Consider the following 22,673-nt stretch of genomic DNA (forward strand, 5'->3'; position numbering starts at 1 on the left):
CGGCGGCGAGTATGGTCTGGGATGCCTGGGGAATCCCGGCTGGGCACCAGCCACTTTCGGAGCGGATCCGTGGTCTGCTGACGCAGGTGTTCGGGGTGTCCGGCGATCCGGTGGCGCGCCGCGATGAGGGCGACGTGCCACTGCGCGAATCGGCGTTGACGCCCGCGCGGCGGGCCGGGTTGGTCGAGGTGGTCGGTTCCGGGAACGTGTCGGCCGACCACCGCGATCGGTTGCGGCACGCAGGGGGGAAGAGCACACCCGATCTGCTGCGCCGCCGGGCCGAGGGCCCGCAGGACGCGCCGGACGCCGTCGTCTTCCCCGCCGACCACGACGAGGTGCTCGCCGTGCTCGCCTACTGCGCGGCGAACGCCGTCGCGGTGGTGCCGTTCGGCGGCGGCACCAGTGTGGTCGGCGGCGTCGAACCCGTGCGCGGTCGCTTCGACGCCGTGATCGCCCTGGATCTGCGCAGGCTGGATACGATCACCGCGATCGATCCGATCAGCGGCACTGCCACACTGGGCGCGGGACTCACCGGCCCGCGCGCGGAGGAACTGCTCGGCGTGCACGGCTTCTCCCTCGGGCACTTCCCGCAGAGCTTCGAGTTCGCCACCATCGGTGGCTTCGCCGCGACGCGATCGTCCGGCCAGGCTTCGGCGGGCTACGGCCGTTTCGACGACATGGTGCAGCGGCTCGAGATCGCCACGCCCAGTGGCACGCTCGTCCTCGGGCGCGCCCCCGCCTCGGCGGCGGGGCCGGATCTGCGTGAGCTGTTCGTCGGATCGGAGGGCACGCTCGGCGTGATCACCGCGGTCACCTTGCGCGTGCACCCGGTCCCGGAAACCGTCGCCTATCAGGCGTGGTCGTTTCCCGATTTCGCGACCGGCGCCGCAGCGTTGCGCGCGGTGGTGCAGGAGGGTGCGGCGCCGACCGTGCTCCGGCTGTCCGACGAGGCGGAGACCGGGATCAACCTCGCCCGCTCCGGCGATATCGGCGGCAACCCGGTGGCCGGATGTCTGGCCGTCACCACCTACGAGGGCAGTGCCGCGCACGTCGCCGCGCGCAGCGCCGAAGCGGGTGCGCTGCTGGCCACGGCGGGCGGCTCGGCCCTGGGCGAGGCAGCGGCCAGGGAATGGGAGCACGGTCGTTTCGCTGCGCCGTACCTGCGCGACGCGCTCCTGGATGTCGGGGTGCTCTGTGAAACGCTGGAAACCGCCACCACTTGGTCGAATCTGAGCGCGCTGAAGGAGAAGGTGACCGGGGCGCTGACCGATTCGCTCAGTGCGCAGGGGACGCCCCCGCTGGTCATGTGCCACATCTCGCACACCTACCCGACCGGTGCGTCGCTGTACTTCACCGTCGTCGCCAAGCAGTTGGACGACCCGCTGGCGCAGTGGCAGGCCGCCAAACGCGCCGCGGGCGACGCCATCGTCGCGGCGGGCGGCACCATCACCCACCACCACGCGGTGGGCACCGACCACCGCCCCTGGTTGCCGGACGAAGTGGGTGACCTCGGCGTGCGCGTCCTGCGCGCGGTGAAGGCCGAACTCGATCCGGCCGGCATCCTCAATCCGGGAAAGCTGGTGCCGTGACCGAATATTCGCCGGTACGCAAGGTCACCGTGGTGACCAACCCGCGGTCCGGGCACGGTAAGAGCGGCGCGGCGGCGAGCGCCGCGATCGCCCGTCTCCGCGCGGGCGGCGCCGAGGTCGCCGAGGTGTGCGCGCCCTCGGCCGCCGAAACGGTTCAGCAGGTGCGAGATGTCATCGCGGGCGACGCGCCGCCCGATGCCGTGGTCTGCGCCGGCGGCGACGGCTTGATCAACCTGACCCTTCAGGCCGTCGCGGAGACCGGCGTCCCGCTCGGCATGGTTCCCGCGGGCACCGGCAACGACCTGGCCAGGGAACTCGGTGTGCCGACCGACGACCCGCTCGCCGCCGCCGCGCTCGTGCTGCGCGGGCGGACCAGGACGATCGATCTCGGCCGGATCGAGTCGCCCGGCGCGCCGATGTGGTTCGCCACGGTGACCGGCACCGGATTCGACGCGCGAGTCACGCTGCGCGCCAATGAGATGCGCTGGCCGAAAGGCAGGCTGCGCTATACCGTCGCCGCGCTGGCCGAGATCTCCGGGCGCTTCACCGTTCCCTACCGCGTCGAGTTGGTGGACGCGGTGACCGACGGGCTCACCAACCCCGGCATGGGCTCGCTGCTGGAGACCGAGGCGGTCATGGTCGCGGTCGGCAACACCCGCACCTACGGCGGCGGCATGTTGATCTGCCCGGACGCGATCATGGACGACGGACTGCTCGACTTGACCGTGGTCGGCGCGCTGTCGCGGCGGGAGATGCTGCGCTTGCTGCCCGCGCTGTCGGCGGGGAAACGCCAGAATCACCCGGAGGTCAAGCAGTTCCGCGCCGCGGCCGTCACGTTGACCGCCACGGGCGCGCCCGCCACGGCCGACGGCGAACCGGCGGGCACCCTGCCGCTCACCATCAGGGCCGTCCCGGCGGCACTGACCGTCCTGGTGCCCTGAGGCGCACCGAGGCGGCGGTTTCGCCGGTCAGGCGAAGGTCACGCACCCAAGGCGGTCGACGGCCGCGCGGTCGACGATGACGACCGACCGGGAACCGCGGGCCGCGGGTTCCGTCGCCACCACGCTCATCAATCGCCGCCAGCCGCGCACGTGCAGCCGGAAGGCCACGTGATTGATCCGTCGTCCGCGGCTGTGCTGGCCCGCCCTGGCCACCGGCGCGGGCACATCGAGCAGGAGCAGGTGCAATTCACGTCCCGCCGCCCAGCGCGCGATCAGAACGCGCGCCCACCGGAAGGTGGCGCAGTCGTGGATGACGACCGGGCCGTCGACCTCACGCAGCGCGGCGCGAACAGCGACGAAGTGCGCCACGTGCACCACCGGACGCCACAGCAGGTAGGGCAGCCACCAGAGTCTGGGCCGCCAGCGATTGCGCGCCTGCATCGAGTCGAGCACCAGCACCCCGGCGGGACTGTGCGACGGTGCGGTGGCCGCCGCGTCGGCGCCGAAGAATTTGCGCAAGGCGGTGCTCTTACCCGCGCCGGGGACGCCCGCGACGATCAGCGCCGCCGCGGCGGGGTATCGAATCTCCGCGACCGCGCGACCGCGTAGATCGTGCAGCGCATCCGGGACCAGGATCGGCGGTCGCGGTTCGGGGGCGTGCCCGGGCACGGCTTCCAGCGGGGGGTTCACCTCTCCCAGCGTCCGCAGCCGAGACGGGTTCGGCATCCGGGAAAACCCCCGTTTTTCTTGGTGATTCGCCGAGTGAGATGCGCCTGGGGTGTTCACCCTTCCCAGAGTCCCGAGGTTTCGTCCTTTCGGCAATACTGGACATTTCGGACACTATCGGTTCATGTGGGTTTCCGGCCCGCCGACCGCGCGCGAAGATGCATTCGTTCACCCTGGGACCCGAAAAGGCTGAGAATTTCCACCGGTCCCCGGCCCGCGCTACCGAACCAATGCGGTTGGCGGGTGTCGAATTCCGCGGCCTCGCCGGGGCCGAGCACCAGATCGTGTTCGCCCAGCACCAGCCGGAGTCGTCCGGACAGGACGTAGAGCCACTCGAAACCCTCGTGCACCTTCGGGTCGGGCTCGCCACGCTCGGGCGGGATGATGATCTTGAACGCTTGCAACGGCCCCGGCTGCCGGGTCAGCGGAAGAATGCTGAGCCCGTTCATCTTTCGTGCCGTCGTGTGGACCCGAGGGTCGGCGATCCGCGGTGCGGCCACCAGTTCGTCCAACGGCACCTGGTGGGCCATCGCGATCGGCAGCAGCAGTTCCAGGCTGGCTTTTCGCTGGCCGGACTCGAGCCGCGACAGCGTGCTCTTGGAGATCCCGGTGCTTTCCGCCAGCGCGGTGAGCGTGACGTTGCGTCGAGTCCGCAGCGCTTTGAGTCGCGGACCGATGTCGGCGAGGGCTTGGGCGACGCCTGGTGGTGTGGACATGTCACCAGTGCACCGCGTCGTCCCGGATTTGGCAACAATAGTTGCTGATATGCGCCGAGCGACGGCACTGTGTCGGTGGAGGTGATCGCGGATGAGCGAGACATATGACGTGGTGATCGTGGGTGGCGGTGCGGCGGGGTTGTCCGCGGCGTTGGTCCTGGCCCGGGCGCGGCGGCGGGTCGCGGTGGTCGGAGGCGGCGCGCCGCGCAACGCGCCCGCCGAGCACATGCACGGGTTCCTGTCCCGGGACGGGATGCCGCCCGCGCAGTTGCTGGCGGCCGGAGCCGAGGAGGCGGCGGGCTACGGCGCAAAGGTGATCTCCGATGTCGTCGTCGGCGCGGAACGGGTGGGTGAGTCGGAGTTCGTGCTGCGGCTGCGGGGCGGTGCGACGCTGCGGGCGCGCCGCCTGCTGGTCGCGACCGGGCTGCGCGACGAACTGCCGCGGCTGCCCGGAGTGCGCGAACGATGGGGGCGCGACGTGCTGCACTGCCCTTATTGCCACGGCTACGAGGTGCGTGACCAGCCGCTCGGCGTGCTCGGCGGGCGGGAACCCGGCGCATCGGCGCGGGCGGTGCACTTGGCCCTGCTGCTGCCGCAGTGGTCGGACGACGTCATTTTCTTCCCGAACACGATGCCACTGTCAGACGACGACCGCGCTCGCTTGGACGCGCGCGGCGTGCGGGTGCTCGACGGCGAGGTCGCCCGGTTCGTGGTGCAGGACCGGCTGCGCGGTGTGGAGCTGGCCGACGGGCGAGCGGTGCCGAGGACGGCGATGTTCGTCGCGCCGACCTTCCGCGCCAACGACGACGTGCTGGTGGCGCTCGGGTGTGCGTTCGACGACAGCGGCTGGGTGGTGACGGACGCCACCGGGCGCACCAGCGTGGCGGGCGTATGGGCCGCCGGTAATGTGAGCGATCCGGCTGCGCAGGTGATCTCCGCGGCGGGCGCGGGCTCGACCGCCGCGATCGCGATCAACGGCGACTTGGTGTCGGCCGACGTCACCGTGCCGGCCCGATAAGGGGAATATCCGGGGTAGAAAATGCCGGAAGCTGAGAATTGCTTATGGATTCCGAGTCCGGCCTCGGATCGCCGGTAAGCTACTGGCATAGGCGGAGTGTTCGGTGTCCCTCATCCACCGAAGACTCCGCCTTTCTTTGTCTCCGTCGCGAAATACCGCTCCGCGCGATTCGTCCGGAGCGCCCGCGGGCCGATATCCCGCCCGATTTCCACAGCGCTGCCGCCCGGCGGATCCGCGGGTAGCGGCGAGCCGGGTCGACCGACCCGAAGTCGGCGCGGCGACGCGCTCTAGAATCGCGGGGTGACCAGCGCAGCCCCTGACAACACGCGTAATCGTGCCGATGCCCTCCCCAAGAGCTGGACTCCCAGCGAGGTGGAGGCCGAGATGTACGAGCGCTGGGTAGCCGCTGGCTATTTCACCGCCGACACCGGCAGCGGCAAGCCGCCCTACTCGATCGTGCTGCCGCCGCCGAACGTCACCGGCACGCTGCACATGGGCCACGCGCTCGACCACACCCTGATGGACACGCTGTCGCGCCGCAAGCGGATGCAGGGGTACGAGGTGCTCTGGCTGCCCGGCATGGACCACGCGGGCATCGCCACCCAGACCGTGGTGGAGAAGCAGCTCGCGGTGGACGGCAAGACGAAGGAAGACTTCGGCCGCGAACTGTTCGTGCAGAAGGTCTGGGATTGGAAGCGGGAATCCGGCGGCGCCATCCAGTGGCAGATGCGCGCGCTCGGTGACGGCGTCGACTGGAGCCGGGACCGCTTCACGATGGACGAAGGCCTGTCGCGCGCCGTGCAGACGATGTTCAAGCGGCTCTACGACGCGGGCCTGATCTACCGCGCCGAGCGGCTGGTGAACTGGTCGCCCGAACTGCGCACCGCGATCTCCGACATCGAGGTCAAGTACGAGGACGTGGAAGGCGAGCTGGTCTCGCTGCGCTACGGCTCGCTCCGCGACGACGAACCGCACGTCGTCGTCGCCACCACCCGGGTGGAGACCATGCTCGGCGACACGGCGGTGGCCGTGCATCCGGAGGACCCGCGCTACCGGGCGCTGATCGGCACGACCCTGGAGCATCCGATCACCGGACGGCAGATCCCGATCATCGCCGACGACTACGTCGATCCCGAATTCGGCTCCGGCGCGGTGAAGATCACACCGGCGCACGACCCCAACGACTTCGAGATGGGTCTGCGGCACGGGCTGCCGATGCCGACGATCATGGACGAGCGCGGCCGGATCACCGGCACCGGAACCGAATTCGATGGCATGGACCGCTTCGAGGCCCGCGTCAAGGTGCGCGAGCGGCTCACGCGAGAAGGCCGTGTGGTCGCCGAGAAGCGGCCGTACCTGCACTCCGTGGGGCACTCCGAGCGCACCGGCGAGCCGATCGAGCCGCGCCTGTCCATGCAGTGGTGGGTGAAGGTCGAGTCGCTGGCCAAGGCCGCAGGCGACGCCGTGCGCAGCGGCGACACCGTGATCCACCCCAAGAGCCAGGAGCCGCGCTGGTTCGGCTGGGTCGACGACATGCACGACTGGTGCATCTCGCGTCAGCTGTGGTGGGGCCACCGCATCCCGATCTGGTACGGCCCCGAGGGCGAAGTGGTGTGCGTCGGGCCCGACGAGCAGGCGCCCGAGGGCTGGGTGCAGGACCCGGACGTCCTCGACACCTGGTTCTCCTCCGGCCTGTGGCCGTTCTCCACGATGGGCTGGCCGCACGCCACCGCCGAACTCGAGAAGTTCTATCCCACAAGCGTGCTCGTCACCGGCTACGACATCCTGTTCTTCTGGGTGGCGCGGATGATGATGTTCGGCACCTACGTCGCCGAGGACGCCGTGCTGACCACGGGCAAGGGCGGCGCGCGGCAGGTGCCGTTCAAGGACGTGTTCCTGCACGGCCTGATCCGCGATCAGTTCGGCAAGAAGATGTCCAAGTCGCGCGGCAACGGCATCGACCCGCTGGACTGGATCAACGCCTTCGGCGCCGACGCCACGCGCTTCACCCTCGCACGCGGCGCGCAGCCCGGCGGCGACCTCTCGGTCGGCGAGCCGCATGTGCTCGCCTCGCGCAGTTTCGTGACCAAGGTGTTCAACGCGACGAAGTTCGCGCTGATGAACGGCGCGCGGGTGGGCGACCTGCCCGATCGCGCACAGCTCACCGACGCCGATCGCTGGATCCTGGACCGGCTGGACGCGGTGCGCGCCGAAGCGGACGCCGCGTTCGACGCCTACGAGTTCGGCAAGGCGTGCGAGGCGCTCTACCACTTCGCCTGGGACGAGCTGTGCGACTGGTACCTCGAGCTGGCCAAGGTGCAGTTCGCCGCCGACGGCGCGCGGGCGGAAGCGACCCGGTTGGTGCTCGGTACCGTGCTCGACGCGGTGCTGCGCCTGCTGCACCCCGTCGTGCCGTTCGTCACCGAGGCGTTGTGGCAGGCGCTGACCGGCGGCGAGTCGATCGTGATCGCGCCGTGGCCGCAGGCCTCCGGGGTGCCCGTTGACCAGGAGGCGGCGCAACGTATCTCCGACACTCAGCGGTTGATCACGGAGATCCGGCGGTTCCGCAGCGACCAGGGCTTGGCGGACAAGCAGAAGGTCGCGGCCAAGCTGATCGGGGTCGGCGAGGCGGGGCTCGGCGAGCAGGCGGCGTCGGTCGCCAACCTGGCGCGGCTCACCGAGCCGGACGCGGGCTTCGCCGCGACCGCGTCGGTGGAGGTCCGCCTGAGCGCCGGGACGGTCACCGTGGAGCTGGACACCTCGGGCGCGGTCGACCTGGACGCCGAGCGCCGCAGGCTGGAGAAGGATCTGGCCGCCGCGCAGAAGGAACTCCATGGCACCGCCGCCAAGCTCGGCAACGAGGCGTTCTTGGCCAAGGCGCCCGACCACGTGGTCGAGAAGATCCGCGGCAGGCAGCAGGTCGCCGCGGACGAGGTGGCGCGCATCGGGGCCCGACTGGCGGAGTTGAGCGGCAAGTGAACCACGAGCCGGAACCGCAATACGGCGACGACGAGGGCCGTGGCGGCGGAGCGCGGCTCGGCTCCGGTCCGTCGCCGGTGGAACTGGCCGAGATGGCGCTGGTCGAGGCGGAACTCGACCAGCGCTGGCCGGAGACCAAGATCGAACCGTCGCTCACCAGGATCGCCACGCTGATGGATCTGCTCGGCTCGCCGCAGCAGAACTATCCGGCGATCCACATCGCGGGCACCAACGGCAAGACCTCGGTGACCAGGATGATCGACGCGCTGCTCACCGCACTGCATCGGCGCACCGGCCGGATCACCAGTCCGCATCTGCAGCTGGCCACCGAGCGGATCAGCATCGACAACGCGCCGATCACCCCGGCGAGGTATGTGGAGATCTATCGCGAACTGCTGCCGTTCGTCGAGATGATCGACAAGCAGTCGGCGGCCGCGGGCGGGCCCGCGATGAGCAAGTTCGAGGTGCTCACCGGCATGGCCTACGCCGCCTTCGCCGAGGCGCCGGTCGATGTCGCGGTCGTCGAGACGGGAATGGGCGGCACCTGGGACGCCACCAACGTCATCGACGGGCAGGTGGCGGTGATCACGCCGATCGGCCTGGACCACACCGATTATCTGGGTCCGGACCTGGCCTCGATCGCGGGGGAGAAGGCCGGGATCATCAAGCGCGCCCCGGAGAGCCTGGTGCCGCGCGACAACGTCGCGGTGATCGCGCAGCAGGAACCCGAGGCGATGGAGGTGCTGTTGCGCCGTGCCGTCGAGGTGGACGCCGCGGTCGCGCGCGAGGGCTCGGAGTTCCGCGTGCTCGCCCGGCAGATCGCGGTGGGCGGGCAGCAACTCGAGTTGCAGGGCCTGGGCGGGGTGTACGACGAGATCTTCCTGCCGTTGCACGGCGAGCATCAAGCGCGCAACGCGGTGCTCGCGCTCGCGGCGGTGGAGGCTTTCTTCGGTGCGGGCGCGCAGCGCAGGCTCGACATCGACGCCGTGCGCGCGGGCTTCGCGAGCGTCACCAGTCCCGGGCGGATGGAGCGGATGCGCAGCGCGCCCACCATCTTCATCGACGCCGCGCACAATCCGGCGGGCGCGCGGGCGCTGGCCGCGGCGCTGACCGACGAATTCGACTTCCGCAAGTTGGTCGGCGTGGTCGCGGTGCTCGGTGACAAGGACGCCGACGGCATCCTCACCGCGCTGGAGCCGGTGTTCGACGAGATCGTCGTCACCAGCAACGGGTCGCCCCGCGCGCTGGACGTGGAGACCCTCGCCGACCTCGCGGTCCAGCGGTTCGGCGACGAGCGCGTGGTATCCGCCGCCACCCTGCCCGACGCGCTGGAGACCGCGATCGCGATCGCCGAGGAAGTGGGCGACGCGGGCGAGATGGTGTCCGGCGCGGGAGTGATCATCACGGGATCGGTCGTCACGGCGGGCGCGGCTCGCGCGCTGTTCGGAAAGGACCCGGCGTGAGCGCCAGGTGCGTGCACCGCGGCCCACTCGACCATCGTGGGACCGGGAACCACCGCATGAGCGCCGGTCACCGCACGAGCCCGGCGGATGCCGAGGAGGGCACAGCATGAGCGAACCGGCCGAACGAGACGAGCAGTCGGTGCCCGCGCCCGCGACCGACCCGTGGAAGGGCTTCCGTGGGGTGATGGCGGGCACGCTGGTGCTCGAGGCGATCGTGGTGTTGCTCGCGTTGCCGGTGGTCGCCGACGTCGGCGGCGGCGTGACCTGGTTGTCCGGCACCTATCTCGTGGTGCTCGCGGTGGTGATGTTCCTCGGGGCCGGGTTGCAGCGGCGGTCCTGGGCGCTGCCGTTCAACCTCGGGTTGCAGGTCCTGGTGCTGCTCGGCGCGTTCATCCATGTGTCCATCGGCGTCATCGGTGTGGTGTTCGCCGTGGTCTGGGGCTTCATCCTGGTGCTGCGCGCCGACGTGCGCGGCCGGATGGAGAAAGGGCTGCTGCCGAGCCAGCGCATCCAGCGGTCGTAGCCGCAGGGCCGCCAAGGACGCTGCCGGTCGCACTTTTTCCAGCGGAGGTCTCCCTGCCGAGCGCCCGGGAAGCCGATCAGCCGACCGCTGGTGCGGTGCCCGGAAGTATGCCGGATAGGCTGTGCGCCGTGACTGAGCAGACGTTGGTACTCATCAAGCCGGACGGTGTGGCCCGTGGCCTTGTCGGCGAGGTGCTGGCACGGATCGAGCGCAAGGGCCTGAAGATCGTCGCCCTGGAGCTGAAGCACGTGTCGGAGGAACTGGCCAAGGGCCACTACGCCGAGCACGCCGAGAAGCCGTTCTTCGGGTCCCTGATCGAGTTCATCACCTCGGGCCCGGTCGTCGCGGCCATCTTGGAGGGCCCGCGCGCCATCGCCGCGTTCCGCCAGATCGCGGGCGGCACCGACCCGGTCGAAAAGGCCGTGCCCGGCAGCATTCGCGGAGACTTCGCTCTGGAGACCCAGGAGAACCTGGTCCACGGCTCCGATTCACCCGAATCGGCCAAGCGGGAGATCGCCCTCTGGTTCCCCGAACTGCCCGCCTGACCGAGTCTCGATCGTCGTGCCCGCGCCGCCGCGAGACCCGCGTTCGCGCCGCGGGCGGGACCGAGTCGAGCGCCGATGGCGAACGCCCGGCGCGCGGTATGGGATACTGGCATCGGCTGCTTTCGACGCCGACTGTTCGTGCAGGTGCGCGAACGAAACGTGACGAGGGCAGCCGGATGACACCACGGTTCGATGCCGATCATCGCTGCCATGGACAAACGGCCTGGTCACCGGGTCCGCTGTTCGTGTAGGCACGCTGGATGAGCGCTCGCGCCGCGGAGTTCAGCCATACAGCCAGGCGCCGCGTGACCAGTTAGCCCGACCGACGCACAACCGAGGAGATAACCGGGCACGCGGGGCGAGACCACTTGATCTCGCGCCCACCGGGTGCGAGTCGAACGGACAGCGCCCCCGCGTCGGCCGCGTCACTCCCGCCGGGAGGGACGCGCCCGGGGGCCCGAGGAGACTTCGTGGCCGATCAAGAGCCGCTGGAAACAACATCACAGGATGCCGAACAATTGCCGGAGCGAATCCGAGTTCACGCACTCGCCAAGCTGCTGGGGGTGACGAGCAAGCGCATCCTGGCCAAGCTCACCGAGATGGGGGCGGACGCGCGCAGCGCCCAGTCGAACGTCGACCGAGCCGTCGCGGAGTCCGTGCGCGACGCCTTGGTGACGGTCGAGGCGGACGCCGCGGCCGAGCAGCCCGCCGCCGGGCCGGGAGACGCCTCCGTACCGGCGCAGCCGGAGGAAGGCGCGCCCACTCGGGCGCCCGTGGCCGAGCAACCGGCGCCGGAACAGCCGACGCCCGCGGCCGAACGACCCGCGCCTGCCACGGAACCACCGGCACCCGCCGGTGACGTTCCGTTCTCCGGTGCGGGCGTCATCTTCTCCGCGCCGGACACGGTGTCCACCGCGCAGCCGCCGCTCAGCGCGCCGGCCAACCACACGCACCTGTTCACGCACTCGGTGCGGCCGGAACCGGAGCCGGTGGCTCCCGCGGTGTTCGAGGCCGCCGCCGTCGTGCAGGCGCCGCTGTTCCTGTCGCCGGACGCCGCGGCCGCCGAGGAGGCGCGCAAACAGCGCCGCGCCGAGCGTGCGGGCCGCCGCGCCGACGAGCAGGCACCCGAGCCCGTCGAGGACGAGACCGAGGTCACCGAGGACGAGCGCGAGTCGTCCGATCAGCACGGCGACGCCGACCAGCCGCGGCGCCGTCGCCGTGGCCGCCGGGGGCGCGGTCGCGGCCGGGGCGAGCAGCAGTCCGATGGCGACGGCGAGGGCGAGGACACCGAGACCGACGACGAGTCGGCTCCCGCAGCCGCCGAGTCCGCCGAAGCCACCGACGCGGCGGAATCCGCCGAGACCGCCGAGGGCGAAGGTGAGGACGAGGACGGCGTGCCGGAAGGCTCGAGCCGCCGTCGCCGTCGCCGCCGTCGGCGCAAGGTGGCCGGTGACTCGGGCGAGAACGAACCCGCTGACGACGATCCGCCGAACACGGTCGTGCACGAGCGCGAGCCGCGCAACAAGAGCCGCGGCCGCGTCGCGGTCGACGAGGTCCAGGGCATCACCGGCTCCACCCGGCTGGAAGCCAAGCGGCAGCGCCGTCGCGACGGGCGCGAGGCGGGCCGTCGCCGCCCGCCGATCCTGACCGAGTCGGAGTTCCTGGCCCGGCGCGAAGCGGTGGACCGCGTGATGGTCGTGCGCGAGAAGTCGTTCCCGGATCACCCCACCGCGACGCAGGTGGCCGTGCTCGAGGACAACGTCCTGGTCGAGCACTTCGTGACGAGCACAGGTTCCGCGTCCATGGTGGGCAACGTCTACCTGGGCAAGGTGCAGAACGTGCTGCCCAGCATGGAGGCCGCTTTCGTCGACATCGGCCGCGGCCGTAACGGCGTGCTGTACGCCGGTGAGGTCAACTGGGAGGCCGCCGGGCTCGGCGGCAAGGAGCGCAAGATCGAGCAGGCGCTCAAGCCGGGCGACCAGGTGCTGGTCCAAGTGAGCAAGGACCCGGTCGGCCACAAGGGCGCCCGGCTGACCACGCAGATCAGCCTGGCCGGGCGCTTCCTGGTGTACGTGCCCGGCGGCACCTCCACCGGGATCAGCCGCAAGCTGCCGGACACCGAGCGCAAGCGCCTCAAGGAGATCCTGCGCGACATCGTGCCCGCCGACGCCGGTGTCATCATCCGCACCGCCTCCGAAGGCGTCAGCGAGACCGAACTGGCCCGCGACGTGGAGCGGCTGCAGGCGACCTGGCGCACCATCCAGGAGCAGACCGGCAAGGACGGCAACGCGCCCAAGACGCTCTACGAAGAGCCCGACTTGTTGGTCAAGGTCATCCGCGACCTGTTCAACGAGGACTTCTCCAAGCTGGTCATCGAGGGTGACCGGGCCTGGAGCACAGTGGAGAAGTACATCGGCACCGTCGCGCCGGACCTGCTCACCAGGGTCTCCCGGCACGAGAACAACGGCGTCGACGTGTTCGAGACCTACCGGATCGACGAACAGCTGTCCAAGGCGCTCGATCGCAAGGTGTGGCTGCCGTCGGGCGGCACCCTGGTGATCGACCGCACCGAGGCCATGACGGTGATCGACGTGAACACCGGCAAGTTCACCGGCGCGGGCGGCAGCAACCTGGAGGAGACGGTCACCAGGAACAACCTGGAGGCGGCCGAGGAGATCGTGCGCCAGATGCGGCTGCGCGACATCGGCGGCATGATCGTCGTCGACTTCATCGACATGGTGCTGGAGTCCAACCGCGATCTGGTGCTGCGCCGCCTGACCGAGGCGCTGGGCCGGGACCGCACCCGCCACCAGGTCTCCGAGGTCACCTCGCTGGGCCTGGTCCAGATGACCCGCAAGAAGCTGGGCACCGGCCTGGTCGAGGCGTTCTCCACCACCTGCGAGCACTGCCACGGACGCGGCATCCTCGTGCACAGCTACCCGGTGGAGCCCGGCTCCGGTGAAGAGCCGGCCGCGCGCACCCGCGAGAGCGGTTCGCGCAGGCGTCGAGGCCGGGACAAGGCTGCCGCGGCGGCTCCCCAGCCTGCCAACGGGTCCGGTCCCGCGGCCGAACCCACCGAGGACGACGCGGCCGTCAAACGGGCGCATCCGGTGGCGCTGGCGATGGCCGCGCACCAGTCCGAGGAGGCGCCGGAAGCGACCGCGGACACGTTCGCCGAGCCGCAGGTCGCGGACACGGCCGAGGCCGCCGTCGCGGACGAGGCCGCCGAAGAGCGCGTCGTCACGGAGACCGTCGAGGCCGCGGTCGCGGTGCCCGCCGAGGAGCCGGAGACCGAGCCCGCCGAAGTGGTCGAGGTCGTCGAGCAAGTCGAAAAGGTCGAGTCGGCACCGGCGGAAGAGCCCGTCTCCGAGCCCGTCGGTGCGTCCGTCTCGGATGCCGCGCCGCAGCCGGTCGCCGACACCGTCGCGGCTGCCGAGCCCGTCGCGACGACCGAGAACGGTGCCGCCGCCAACGGGGTCGCCGAGCCGGGCCCGAGCCGTCCGGCTCGTCGCCGGCGGGTTGCCCGTTCGGCCGCCGCGCCCGCCGCGGACAGCTCCGGAGCGGTGTTCGTGCTGCCCACCGGAGACCAGGCGCCCGCGCCCGCGGTCGACTACTCCCAGCCCGAGCCGGTCGAGGTGCCGCAGCGCAACCGGCCGCGCAGGCGGTCGGTCGGCCGCCCGGCAGGCGCGCCGGACGCCGCGAACTGAGTTCTCGCCGACACCACTGTGGCCCCCGCCGGTCCTTCCGGTCGGGGGCCACAGGCGTTCCCGCAGCGAACGCGTGGCAGGGCCGCGGTGCGCGGGTGAACGCCGGTTTGGTCGTCGCGGTAGCCGTCCTGTAATCTTGGACAGTCGCTGCCCGGTGACAACATGTTTTGTCTTCGTGGCCCGGTTCTCGACAGTTCGATACCGAGAGCCACCAGGTGCCGAGGCGGTGGCGATTACCAGACCAGTCGTGTGGCGGTTTCCGGTGGATTCAGACCGGAGGTGTCGCCGCGTGAACGAGTGCCGAGCACTATAGGAAGAAGGGCAGCCGACCGATGGCAACGTACGCGATCGTCAAGACCGGCGGAAAGCAGTACAAGGTCGCGGTCGGTGACCTGGTGAAGGTCGAGAAGATCGAGGGTGCGCCGGGTACCGCCGTGGCGCTGGATCCGGTTCTCGTCGTCGATGGCGCCGAGCTGACCACCGACGCCGACAAGCTGGCCAAGGTTTCCGTGGCCGCCGAGGTGGTCGAGCAGACCAAGGGCCCGAAGATCCGGATCCACAAGTTCAAGAACAAGACCGGCTACCACAAGCGCCAGGGACACCGTCAGCCGCTGACGGTCCTGAAGGTCACCGGCATCAAGTAAGACATCCCGAGGAGAACCAGCTATGGCACACAAGAAGGGTGCGTCCAGCTCCCGGAACGGACGCGATTCCAACGCCCAGCGACTCGGCGTCAAGCGCTTCGGCGGCCAGTCGGTCAAGGCGGGCGAGATCCTGGTGCGTCAGCGCGGCACCCACTTCCACCCCGGCGTGAACGTCGGCCGTGGCGGTGACGACACCCTGTTCGCCCTGGCGGCGGGCGCGGTGGAGTTCGGCACCAAGCGTGGACGCAAGACCGTCAACATCGTGACCCCGGAGCCGGTTCAGGCCTGACCGCCGAACCACTTCCGGATAACAGCGAGCGGGTCAGGGTCTCGGAACCCTGGCCCGTTTTTCGTGTTCGCGAACGAGCAGCCCTCAGTACGACCAGTCCCGAAGGAGGATGATTCGGCGTATGTCCAAGTTCATCGACCGTGTCGTACTGCATGTGCGTGCGGGTAAAGGCGGCCACGGATGCGCCTCGGTGCATCGCGAGAAGTTCAAGCCGCTCGGAGGGCCGGACGGCGGTAACGGCGGCAACGGCGGAGACGTCATCCTCGAGGTCGACTCCAACGTGCACACCTTGCTGGACTTCCACTTCCACCCGCACGCGAAGGCGGGCAACGGCAAGCCGGGCGAAGGCGGCAACCGCGACGGCAAGCAGGGCGTCGACCTGGTGCTGAAGGTGCCCGACGGCACCGTGGTGCTCGACGACGACGGCAAAGTGCTCGTCGACCTGGTCGGTACCGGCAACCGCTTCATCGTCGCCCGCGGCGGCCGCGGCGGACTCGGCAACGCCTCGCTGGCGTCGAAGGCCCGCAAAGCGCCGGGTTTCGCGCTGCTCGGCGAGGACGGCGAAGAACTCGACTTGGTGCTCGAACTGAAGTCGGTCGCCGACGTCGGGCTCGTCGGCTTCCCTTCGGCGGGCAAGTCCTCGCTGGTCTCGGTGCTCTCGGCGGCCAAGCCGAAGATCGCCGACTATCCGTTCACCACGCTGGTACCCAATCTCGGCGTCGTCGCCAGCGGTGAGACCACCTTCACGATCGCCGATGTGCCCGGACTGATCCCGGGCGCGAGCGAGGGCCGCGGACTCGGGCTGGACTTCCTGCGGCACCTGGAGCGCTGCGCGGTGCTCGCCCATGTGGTGGACTGCGCCACGCTGGAGCCGGGCCGCGACCCCGTGTCCGATGTCGACGCGCTCGAAGCCGAACTCGCCGCCTACCAGCCGGCGCTGAGCGCGGACGCCGGGCTCGGCGATCTGGCCGACCGCCCACGCGTGGTGATCTTGAACAAGATCGATGTACCCGACGCGGCCGAACTGGCCGAGATGGTGACCGCGGAGTTCACCGAACGCGGCTGGCCGGTGTTCGAGATCTCCGCCGTGAGCCACGTGGGCCTGCGTCCGTTGACCTTCGCCCTCGCGGATCTGGTGCGCCGGTACCGCGAGGAGCATCCGCAGGCAGCGCCGAAGCGCCCGGTCATCCGCCCGATCGCGGTCGACGAGACCGGATTCAGCGTGCTCGCCGACCCGGAGGAGCCGGGCGGCTTCATCGTGCGCGGTACCCGGCCGGAGCGCTGGGTGCGGCAGACCCAATTCGACAACGACGAGGCCGTCGGCTACCTGGCCGACCGTCTGGCGCGCCTGGGCGTGGAAGACGAACTGGTGCGGCTGGGCGCGGAGCCGGGAGCGCCGGTGACCATCGGCGACGTGACGTTCGACTGGGAGCCGCAGATCTCGGCTGGCATCGACATGGTGCCCACCGGGCGCGGCACCGATATCCGGCTGGAACAGACCGACCGGGTCAGCGCGGCCGAGCGCAAGCACGCGTCCCGGGTGCGACGCGGTCTGGTACAGGAAGACGAGGAGTAGACGTGGACCACGGTCGAGTCGCCGTGCGCCCTCGGTGGGCGCCGTGTCCGGCGGACTCGATCGTTCGCGGCTGGGTCCCGACTACCGTGGATTCGATTGTGGTGCAGGGAGTTCGGTGGGGATGCGGGTGAGGTCTATCAGCGCCGAGGCGGATTCCTCGGGCCTGAGCGAGGCGCGGTTGGCGATCGCGGCGGCGCGCCGGGTCGTGGTGAAGATCGGTTCTTCCGCGCTGACCAGCTTGAAAGGCGGCCTGGATACCGCGCGGCTGGATCGGCTGGCCGACGCGGTGGAGGCGCGGATGCGCGCCGGATCCGATGTGGTGGTCGTATCCTCGGGCGCCATCGGCGCCGGCATCGCGCCGCTGGGCTTGACCAGCCGTCCGCGTGACCTGGCCACCAAGCAGGCCGCGGCGAGCGTCGGGCAGCTGGCCCTGGCGCATGCCTGGGGCACGTCGTTCGCCCGCTACGACCGCACGGTCGGGCAGGTGCTCCTGAGCGCCGACGACTTTTCCCGGCGTGAGCACCACCGCAACGCGCAGCGCACCCTCGATCGCCTGCGCTCGCTGGGCGCGGTGGCGGTGGTGAACGAGAACGACACGGTCGCGACGGAGGAGATCCGCTTCGGCGACAACGACCGGCTCGCCGCGCTCGTCGCCCACCTCGTCGGCGCCGACGCACTTGTGCTGCTGTCGGACGTGGCGGGCCTCTACGACGGTGACCCGCGCAAGGGTGCGGCCACGCTGATTCCCGAGGTGCGCAGCAGTGCCGACCTGGACGGCGTCATCGCGGGCAGCGGCGGCGCGCTCGGCACCGGCGGCATGGCGTCCAAGTTGTCGGCGGCGCGCCTGGCCGCGGACGCGGGCGTGCCGGTTCTGCTCGCCGCCGCTTCGTCGGCGGCTACCGCGTTGTCCACCGGCACCGTCGGCACCGCGTTCGCCGCGCGGCCGGTGCGGTTGTCCGCCCGCAAGTTCTGGGTCCGGCACGCCGCGGACAGCCGCGGCACGCTGCTCATCGATGACGGCGCGGTCCAAGCGGTGGCGCACCGCCGCAGGTCGCTGCTCGCGGCCGGGATCGTGGGCGTCCGTGGCCGCTTCTACGGCGGCGACGTGGTCGATCTGGTGGCTCCGGACAATCGCGTTGTCGCGCGGGGCGTCGTCGAATACGACAGCACCGAACTGGCGGGCATGCTCGGCCGCTCCACCGCCGAACTCCCCGACACGATGCAGCGTCCCGTCATCCACGCCGACGACCTCGTGAAGGTCTGATCAGGCACCGTTCGACAGGTCACCGGTACGACCGAGCGACTGACCCGGGAGCCAGGACGGCGGGTCGCTTCAGTCCCAATAGTTGAAGAGCGCGTCGCCGACGGTCTGTGGTCTCCAATACCGGACATCGTCTCGGTCCAGTTCGGGCCAGGCTGCCGCATCGAACGGCTGGGCGAGTTCGGCCGTTGTGAGTAGTTCGAACCCTGATTGTTCGGCCAGAGCAGCGACCAGGTCAGGAGCCTCGATGAATGTGAGGGGCCCGGACTCGATCGCCGCGTCATCGAAATCGATCACCCGGGGGTCGGCGACCGCCAGCACCGCGGATCGCGCAGCGCGACCACCGCGACGTGATGGTCGTGGTAGGCGATGACTCCTTGGTGGAAGTTCGGGGTCGCATTCCCTGCCAGACGGAACTCGATCACGGTGCCGCCGGTGCGGCGAGCAGCCTCGTCGAGGTGCCCGACCGCCACAAGGAGCGCTGCCGACGGTTTCCGAGGTACCGGGGTGTGGCTCGTGTTGCGGAGACTCCGGTGACGGGCCGTCAGGACGGGACGACGCCAGGTTGGTTGGTCGTCGGAATCTGCTGCTGGCTGCCGTCCACCGGCCCGGTGACGCCCGGCTGGCCGTTCGGGTCGGGCATCGGTACGGCTGGAACGGGAGCCGGTGCCGGTGCCTGCGGCGGGCTCGGCGGCAGCGCAGGGGCTGGGGCCGGGGTTGCGGGTGGCGGCGCGGACGAACTCGGCGGCTGCGTCGGTTCCGGGGTCGGAGGTGGTGGGCTCGGCGGCGGAGGTGGCGCGGATGAACTCGGCGGTTGCGTCGGTTCGGTAGTCGGCGGGGGAGGGGCCGACGAACTCGGCGGTTGCGTTGGCGCCGGGGTCTGTGGCGACGGAGCGGGACTCGGCGGCGCGGTCGTGGACGGCGCCTGCTGTGTCGGCTCGGGTGTCGGCGTGGGCTGTGGCGTCTGCGTGGACGGCGCTTGCTGTGTCGGCTCGGGTGTCGGCGTGGGCTGTGGCGTCTGCGCGGACGGCGCTTGCTGCGGCGGCGGAGCCTGCTGGGTGGGCGGCGCCGAAGGCGTCTGTTGCGGATCCGGCTTCGGCCCGGGCGGTGTCGAATTATGCGACGGTGCGGGCGATTCCGGTGCGGCAGGCGCGGGTTGCGTTGTTCCAGGCGACCATTGGTTGTTCGGCGATGTCTGCTCGGGCGCCGAGTGTCGCGGCGTGCCGGGTGAGACCGCCTGCGGCGCGGACGGCGCCGTGGCGGCGGGTGGTGCCGGCAGCGCGGGCACCGCGGATCCCGCCGTGGAATAGGCGGGTTTGTAGACCATGTTCATCGCGAGCACGGCCTCTTGGCGCAGCGCCTCCTGCGCCATTTGCGCGTCGATGACGTGCGCCGCCTCCAGTAACTGCGCGATCGCGCCGACCGGTCCGGAAGCGCCGGGCGGCACCACCGCGAGTTTCACCGCCTCGGCGGCCGCGGCGACCCCGCCGAGGCGGGCGCCCACTTGACCGAGCACCGCCGCCAGCTCGTCGGCCGACGCCGCGAAGCTGCGTGCGCAAGCCTGAGCGGCGTCGGCGGCGGCGCCTTTCCAGTCCGCCGCGTCCATCACGCGATCGACGCCGCCGTGGGTGAGTGGGAACGACGTGGTGAGCGTACCGGCCGCGTCGAGCCAGATGGTCGACGCGTGCAGCACCTGCGCGGGATCGATCTGCTGTGCCTTCGCGTAGATCTCGTCGTGCCGCATCGACTCGAAATGCTCCATCGAGTTGATGTAGGTGGGATCGGAACCGGTCATCGGGGCAACCTCGTCCGGACCGCGCGCAGGGCGGCGGCGCTCGCGGCGTCGGCCTCTTCGAACAGTCCTCCGCTGATCAAGAACGCTTCCTTCATGCGGTAGGCCGCTTCGATGTAGTGGTCGAGCAGCGCCGCCGCGTCACGCGCTTTGTGGCTGAATCCCGCCTGCAACTGCTGGGCGGAGACGAATCCACCGAAACCGCCTAGATCCGCGGCGGATTCGAGACTCTGCTGTAGGTGGATCAGCCGATCGGCCTGCCGTTCGTACATTTCGGCGCACTGCCGAGCCGCCGCCGGATCGAACTGGACGGTCCCGGCCTGCGCGGCCTCCTTGAATCGGGCGATATCGGCTCGGCTGGTATCGATCGTCATCGCTCACCCCTGAGATCGGTCGGTCTGCCCCAGACTAACCGGAAGCCCAGCGCCGGGTCAGCAATAGTCGGCGGCAGTGGTCACCAAAGTGGGCTATATCGGTATGCGCTTTTGCAATTGGGTCGCGATCTGATCAGCGGAGGCGGGCGCGATGCGCACCTCGTCGCCCGCTTTGATCAGGTATCTTCCGTCGTCGCGCACATCGATCCAGGTGTAATGGATCGGCGGGGGCTGGGTCGGTCGATCGAGCCGCGACTCGATCCTGATGTGGCCCTCGGCGGTATGCGGCTCCAGCAGCAACTTGCGAATCCGCGGCGCTGCTTGCTGCCGCGCGGTCACGGTCTCTCGGTCGCGCACGGCGGCCCCGGACGCGACGCGAGCGGGTTCGCGGCCCGCGGGGGTCTTCGGCAGCAGCGCCGCGATCCGCCGGCCCAGTTTGGCGCTGTGCCCGATCGAAATGCGCACGCGACCACCGAAATCCGGAATCGCGCCGGGTTCCTGCACCGCGAGCACGGCACGATCGTAGATGGCGGCGGCCAGCAACCGCAGTTCGCCGCCCGGCTGGTGTGTACCACCGATGGCAACGATCCTGGTATGCGGCCTGGCCAGAATGCGCAGACAGGCCGAAAGGTCGGGGTCGGAGCCCAGCGGCAGCCGTTCGGCGAGGGCGATGCGCAACTTCTCGGCGTCGTCCTCGGTTCTGGGCGTCTCCAGGATGCGCAGCGGGTAGGGGTGACGATCCAGGTCTGTCTCGCGCCAGATATGGGCGAACTCGTCCGGAGTGAAGGTCCATTCCACGGCCGAATCACATCCTCACCGAACCAGCCAATGCTGTTCGTAGCCTAGCGGTCTCGACGCCGGACGGGGGAACTCCCGCGGGGAGACGCCACGGCCTCGCCGGATGGGTTCGGTATCCGCCCTGGAGAAACAGTATTTGCGCGGCGGTGTCGTGCTCGACCGTCCCCTTCGATTCTGCTGAAATAGTGGAAGAGCACGGCAGCGACCGGGTAGGGCTGAGATCTGCCGAGGAGGTATTGCGGTGCACACCATGATGCGGCGAGTGGGCGCGGGAACCGTTCTGTTGTTCCTCGCGGGTGGCCTCGCCTGGGTCGGAGCCGGGTCCGCCGCAGCGGAGCCCGCGGGCTGCTATGTCGACCGTGGCGTCACGGACGCGGCCGCCTTGTGCCACAGCGGTGAGGGAGCGTCGGTGCTGGAAGCCGAATGCCTCGGTTTCTTCCTGCCGTCGGAGCGGTCCGGGCCGGTGTTCGGCTACTACAGCGGCTTCGAGTCGCGGCAGACGCCGGTCGGAAAGCCGATGCGGGCCACCTGTGTGGCCGACGGCGCCGTGGGGATCGCCACGCTGGCGTTCGTCGTCCCGGCCACGTCGTAGCGCCGCCGAGCGGCAACGCGTCCGGCGAGCGGGTTCAGCTCGGCCTGGCCTCGAGCACGTTGTCCGGGGAAGCCGTCGGTACGCGCTGGGTCAGCGTGAATCCGTTCCTGGCGAGGAAGTCGCGGTACTCGGCCTCGGTGCGTTCCCGTCCGCCCGCGTTGACCAGCATCTCCAAGTCGATGTACTTGCTCGGGTGCGGTGCGGTGTGTTCAGGGACGACCAGTTCGACGATCAGCAACCGGGCGTCGGGTTCCATGGCCGCGCGCACGGTGCGGAGGATGCGACCGGCGTCCGGTTCGGCCCAGTCGTGCAGGATGTGCTTGAGGATGTAGGCGTCGCCGCCCCTGGGGACGCTGTCGAAGAAGGATCCGCTCTCCACCGCGCAGCGATCGGCGAGACCGAGCGCGGCGAGCCGAGCGGGGGCCGCGGCCACCACTTCGGGCACGTCGAACAGAATGCCACGCGATCGTGGTGCGCGGCGCAGGATCTCGGTGAGCATCGTCCCTTCGCCGCCGCCGACGTCGACCAGGGTCGCGTAGCGGCCGAAATCGTAGGCCGCGAACAGCGGCTCCATCGACAGGGTGCCGATGCTGGTCATCGCGCGGTCGAACAGTGCGCCGAGTTCCCGGTCGTGCTGGATGTATTCGAAGAACGGCATCCCGTCGAGCTTCACGCCGACCGGTTCGCCGGTGCGCACGGCGTCGACCAAGTGCGACCAGTGGTTGCGGTGCCCGGGCGAACCGAAGAACAGCACCGCGTCGCGCAACGACACGTCCGAGTCGCGGCACAGGGCTCGCGCCATCGGCGTCAGCGCGTACCGTCCGTCGCGCCGCTGGGTGAAGATGCCGTGGCTGATCAGCAGGCGCAGCAACCGCCGCAGCGCGTCCTCGTCGGCGCCGACCGCCGCCGCGAGGTCCGCGCCCGACCGCGGCCCCGCCGCGAGTGCGTCGGCCACGCCGAGCGCCGCGGCGGCGTGGATGGCCTGCGTGATCCATCCGGCGGCGATCAGCTCCATCAGCGCGAGGTGCCCGGGCACCAGCTTGCGGAACGCGAAGGCCAGGGCGGCGCGCACCGATTCGACGGCCCGTACCAGCGGCAGCGGCGGAATTCTCGGTCGGTCGGACGCCACGGCGACTCCAT

Annotated in this window: 21 protein-coding genes; 13 read left to right on the forward strand and 8 right to left on the reverse strand. The window is 70.3% G+C overall.

The features are described from left to right. Positions 1 to 11 precede the first annotated feature (11 nt). Positions 12 to 1,589 carry an FAD-binding oxidoreductase gene (locus ABZW96_RS07330; RefSeq protein ID WP_355072948.1) on the forward strand — a complete coding sequence of 526 codons (1,578 nt, stop codon included), beginning with the start codon at positions 12 to 14 and terminating at the stop codon, positions 1,587 to 1,589. Further along, positions 1,586 to 2,530 carry a diacylglycerol kinase gene (locus tag ABZW96_RS07335; protein WP_355072274.1) on the forward strand — a complete coding sequence of 315 codons (945 nt, stop codon included), beginning with the start codon at positions 1,586 to 1,588 and terminating at the stop codon, positions 2,528 to 2,530. Before ABZW96_RS07330 ends, ABZW96_RS07335 begins: the two co-directional genes overlap by 4 nt. Positions 2,531 to 2,557: 27 nt before the next feature. On the opposite strand, the gene ABZW96_RS07340 is transcribed toward ABZW96_RS07335, so the two are convergent. Both ABZW96_RS07340 and ABZW96_RS07345 read right to left on the reverse strand, forming a co-directional pair. Further along, entirely contained in the window at positions 2,558 to 3,256 is a 699-nt protein-coding gene (locus tag ABZW96_RS07340) for a hypothetical protein (protein ID WP_355072276.1), read from the reverse strand. 122 nt (positions 3,257 to 3,378) lie between these two features. Continuing rightward, on the reverse strand, positions 3,379 to 3,972 hold the full coding sequence (locus tag ABZW96_RS07345; protein ID WP_355072278.1) for an XRE family transcriptional regulator: 594 nt from the start codon (positions 3,970 to 3,972) through the stop codon (positions 3,379 to 3,381). A 91-nt stretch (positions 3,973 to 4,063) separates the two neighbouring features. On the opposite strand from ABZW96_RS07345, the gene ABZW96_RS07350 reads away from it, so the two are divergent. The 10 genes from ABZW96_RS07350 (at position 4,064) to proB (ending at position 17,980) form a co-directional block, all read left to right on the forward strand. Continuing rightward, positions 4,064 to 4,990, forward strand: coding sequence for an NAD(P)/FAD-dependent oxidoreductase (locus ABZW96_RS07350; protein WP_355072280.1), 927 nt, complete (start codon positions 4,064 to 4,066; stop codon positions 4,988 to 4,990). Positions 4,991 to 5,290: 300 nt separating this feature from the next. Beyond that, entirely contained in the window at positions 5,291 to 7,969 is a 2,679-nt protein-coding gene (locus tag ABZW96_RS07355) for a valine--tRNA ligase (RefSeq protein WP_355072282.1), read from the forward strand. Positions 7,970 to 8,061: 92 nt separating this feature from the next. Continuing rightward, complete coding sequence (locus tag ABZW96_RS07360; protein WP_355072950.1) at positions 8,062 to 9,432, forward strand: folylpolyglutamate synthase/dihydrofolate synthase family protein; 1,371 nt, start codon at positions 8,062 to 8,064, stop codon at positions 9,430 to 9,432. Positions 9,433 to 9,538: 106 nt separating this feature from the next. Then, the gene (locus ABZW96_RS07365) at positions 9,539 to 9,955 is read left to right on the forward strand and encodes a DUF4233 domain-containing protein (protein WP_355072284.1); all 417 of its coding nucleotides are present in this window, start codon (positions 9,539 to 9,541) and stop codon (positions 9,953 to 9,955) included. 128 nt (positions 9,956 to 10,083) lie between these two features. Continuing rightward, entirely contained in the window at positions 10,084 to 10,500 is a 417-nt protein-coding gene (ndk, locus tag ABZW96_RS07370; protein WP_355072286.1) for a nucleoside-diphosphate kinase, read from the forward strand. A 470-nt stretch (positions 10,501 to 10,970) separates the two neighbouring features. After that, positions 10,971 to 14,207 carry a translation initiation factor IF-2 N-terminal domain-containing protein gene (locus ABZW96_RS07375; RefSeq protein WP_355072287.1) on the forward strand — a complete coding sequence of 1,079 codons (3,237 nt, stop codon included), beginning with the start codon at positions 10,971 to 10,973 and terminating at the stop codon, positions 14,205 to 14,207. A 332-nt stretch (positions 14,208 to 14,539) separates the two neighbouring features. After that, complete coding sequence (gene rplU, locus ABZW96_RS07380; RefSeq protein ID WP_039796660.1) at positions 14,540 to 14,851, forward strand: 50S ribosomal protein L21; 312 nt, start codon at positions 14,540 to 14,542, stop codon at positions 14,849 to 14,851. Between the two features lie 22 nt (positions 14,852 to 14,873). Then, entirely contained in the window at positions 14,874 to 15,140 is a 267-nt protein-coding gene (gene rpmA / locus ABZW96_RS07385) for a 50S ribosomal protein L27 (protein ID WP_355072289.1), read from the forward strand. Positions 15,141 to 15,261: 121 nt separating this feature from the next. Further along, on the forward strand, positions 15,262 to 16,716 hold the full coding sequence (gene obgE / locus ABZW96_RS07390) for a GTPase ObgE (RefSeq protein ID WP_355072291.1): 1,455 nt from the start codon (positions 15,262 to 15,264) through the stop codon (positions 16,714 to 16,716). A gap of 163 nt (positions 16,717 to 16,879) precedes the next feature. Next, positions 16,880 to 17,980 carry a glutamate 5-kinase gene (gene proB / locus ABZW96_RS07395; RefSeq protein ID WP_355072952.1) on the forward strand — a complete coding sequence of 367 codons (1,101 nt, stop codon included), beginning with the start codon at positions 16,880 to 16,882 and terminating at the stop codon, positions 17,978 to 17,980. 69 nt (positions 17,981 to 18,049) lie between these two features. On the opposite strand, the gene ABZW96_RS07400 is transcribed toward proB, so the two are convergent. The 5 genes from ABZW96_RS07400 to ABZW96_RS07420 form a co-directional block, all read right to left on the reverse strand. Then, complete coding sequence (locus ABZW96_RS07400) at positions 18,050 to 18,274, reverse strand: hypothetical protein (protein ID WP_355072293.1); 225 nt, start codon at positions 18,272 to 18,274, stop codon at positions 18,050 to 18,052. After that, on the reverse strand, positions 18,271 to 18,450 hold the full coding sequence (locus ABZW96_RS07405; protein ID WP_355072295.1) for a hypothetical protein: 180 nt from the start codon (positions 18,448 to 18,450) through the stop codon (positions 18,271 to 18,273). Before ABZW96_RS07405 ends, ABZW96_RS07400 begins: the two co-directional genes overlap by 4 nt. 71 nt (positions 18,451 to 18,521) lie before the next feature. Further along, on the reverse strand, positions 18,522 to 19,772 hold the full coding sequence (locus ABZW96_RS07410; RefSeq protein WP_355072297.1) for a hypothetical protein: 1,251 nt from the start codon (positions 19,770 to 19,772) through the stop codon (positions 18,522 to 18,524). Next, positions 19,769 to 20,143: a hypothetical protein gene (locus tag ABZW96_RS07415; protein ID WP_355072299.1), complete on the reverse strand. Its 375-nt coding sequence runs from the start codon at positions 20,141 to 20,143 to the stop codon at positions 19,769 to 19,771. The genes ABZW96_RS07410 and ABZW96_RS07415 overlap by 4 nt, the downstream gene beginning before the upstream one ends. A gap of 93 nt (positions 20,144 to 20,236) precedes the next feature. Then, positions 20,237 to 20,941: an ESX secretion-associated protein EspG gene (locus ABZW96_RS07420; RefSeq protein ID WP_355072300.1), complete on the reverse strand. Its 705-nt coding sequence runs from the start codon at positions 20,939 to 20,941 to the stop codon at positions 20,237 to 20,239. 241 nt (positions 20,942 to 21,182) lie between these two features. Between ABZW96_RS07420 and ABZW96_RS07425 the strand changes: the two genes are divergently transcribed. Next, positions 21,183 to 21,533: a hypothetical protein gene (locus ABZW96_RS07425; RefSeq protein WP_355072302.1), complete on the forward strand. Its 351-nt coding sequence runs from the start codon at positions 21,183 to 21,185 to the stop codon at positions 21,531 to 21,533. A 34-nt stretch (positions 21,534 to 21,567) separates the two neighbouring features. Here ABZW96_RS07425 and ABZW96_RS07430 read toward each other — a convergent pair whose 3' ends face one another. Further along, complete coding sequence (locus ABZW96_RS07430; RefSeq protein ID WP_355072304.1) at positions 21,568 to 22,662, reverse strand: methyltransferase; 1,095 nt, start codon at positions 22,660 to 22,662, stop codon at positions 21,568 to 21,570. Positions 22,663 to 22,673 lie beyond the last annotated feature (11 nt).

Origin of the sequence: Nocardia sp. NPDC004168 (genome assembly GCF_040610355.1) — a bacterium.
Classification (GTDB): Bacteria; Actinomycetota; Actinomycetes; order Mycobacteriales; family Mycobacteriaceae; genus Nocardia; species Nocardia sichangensis.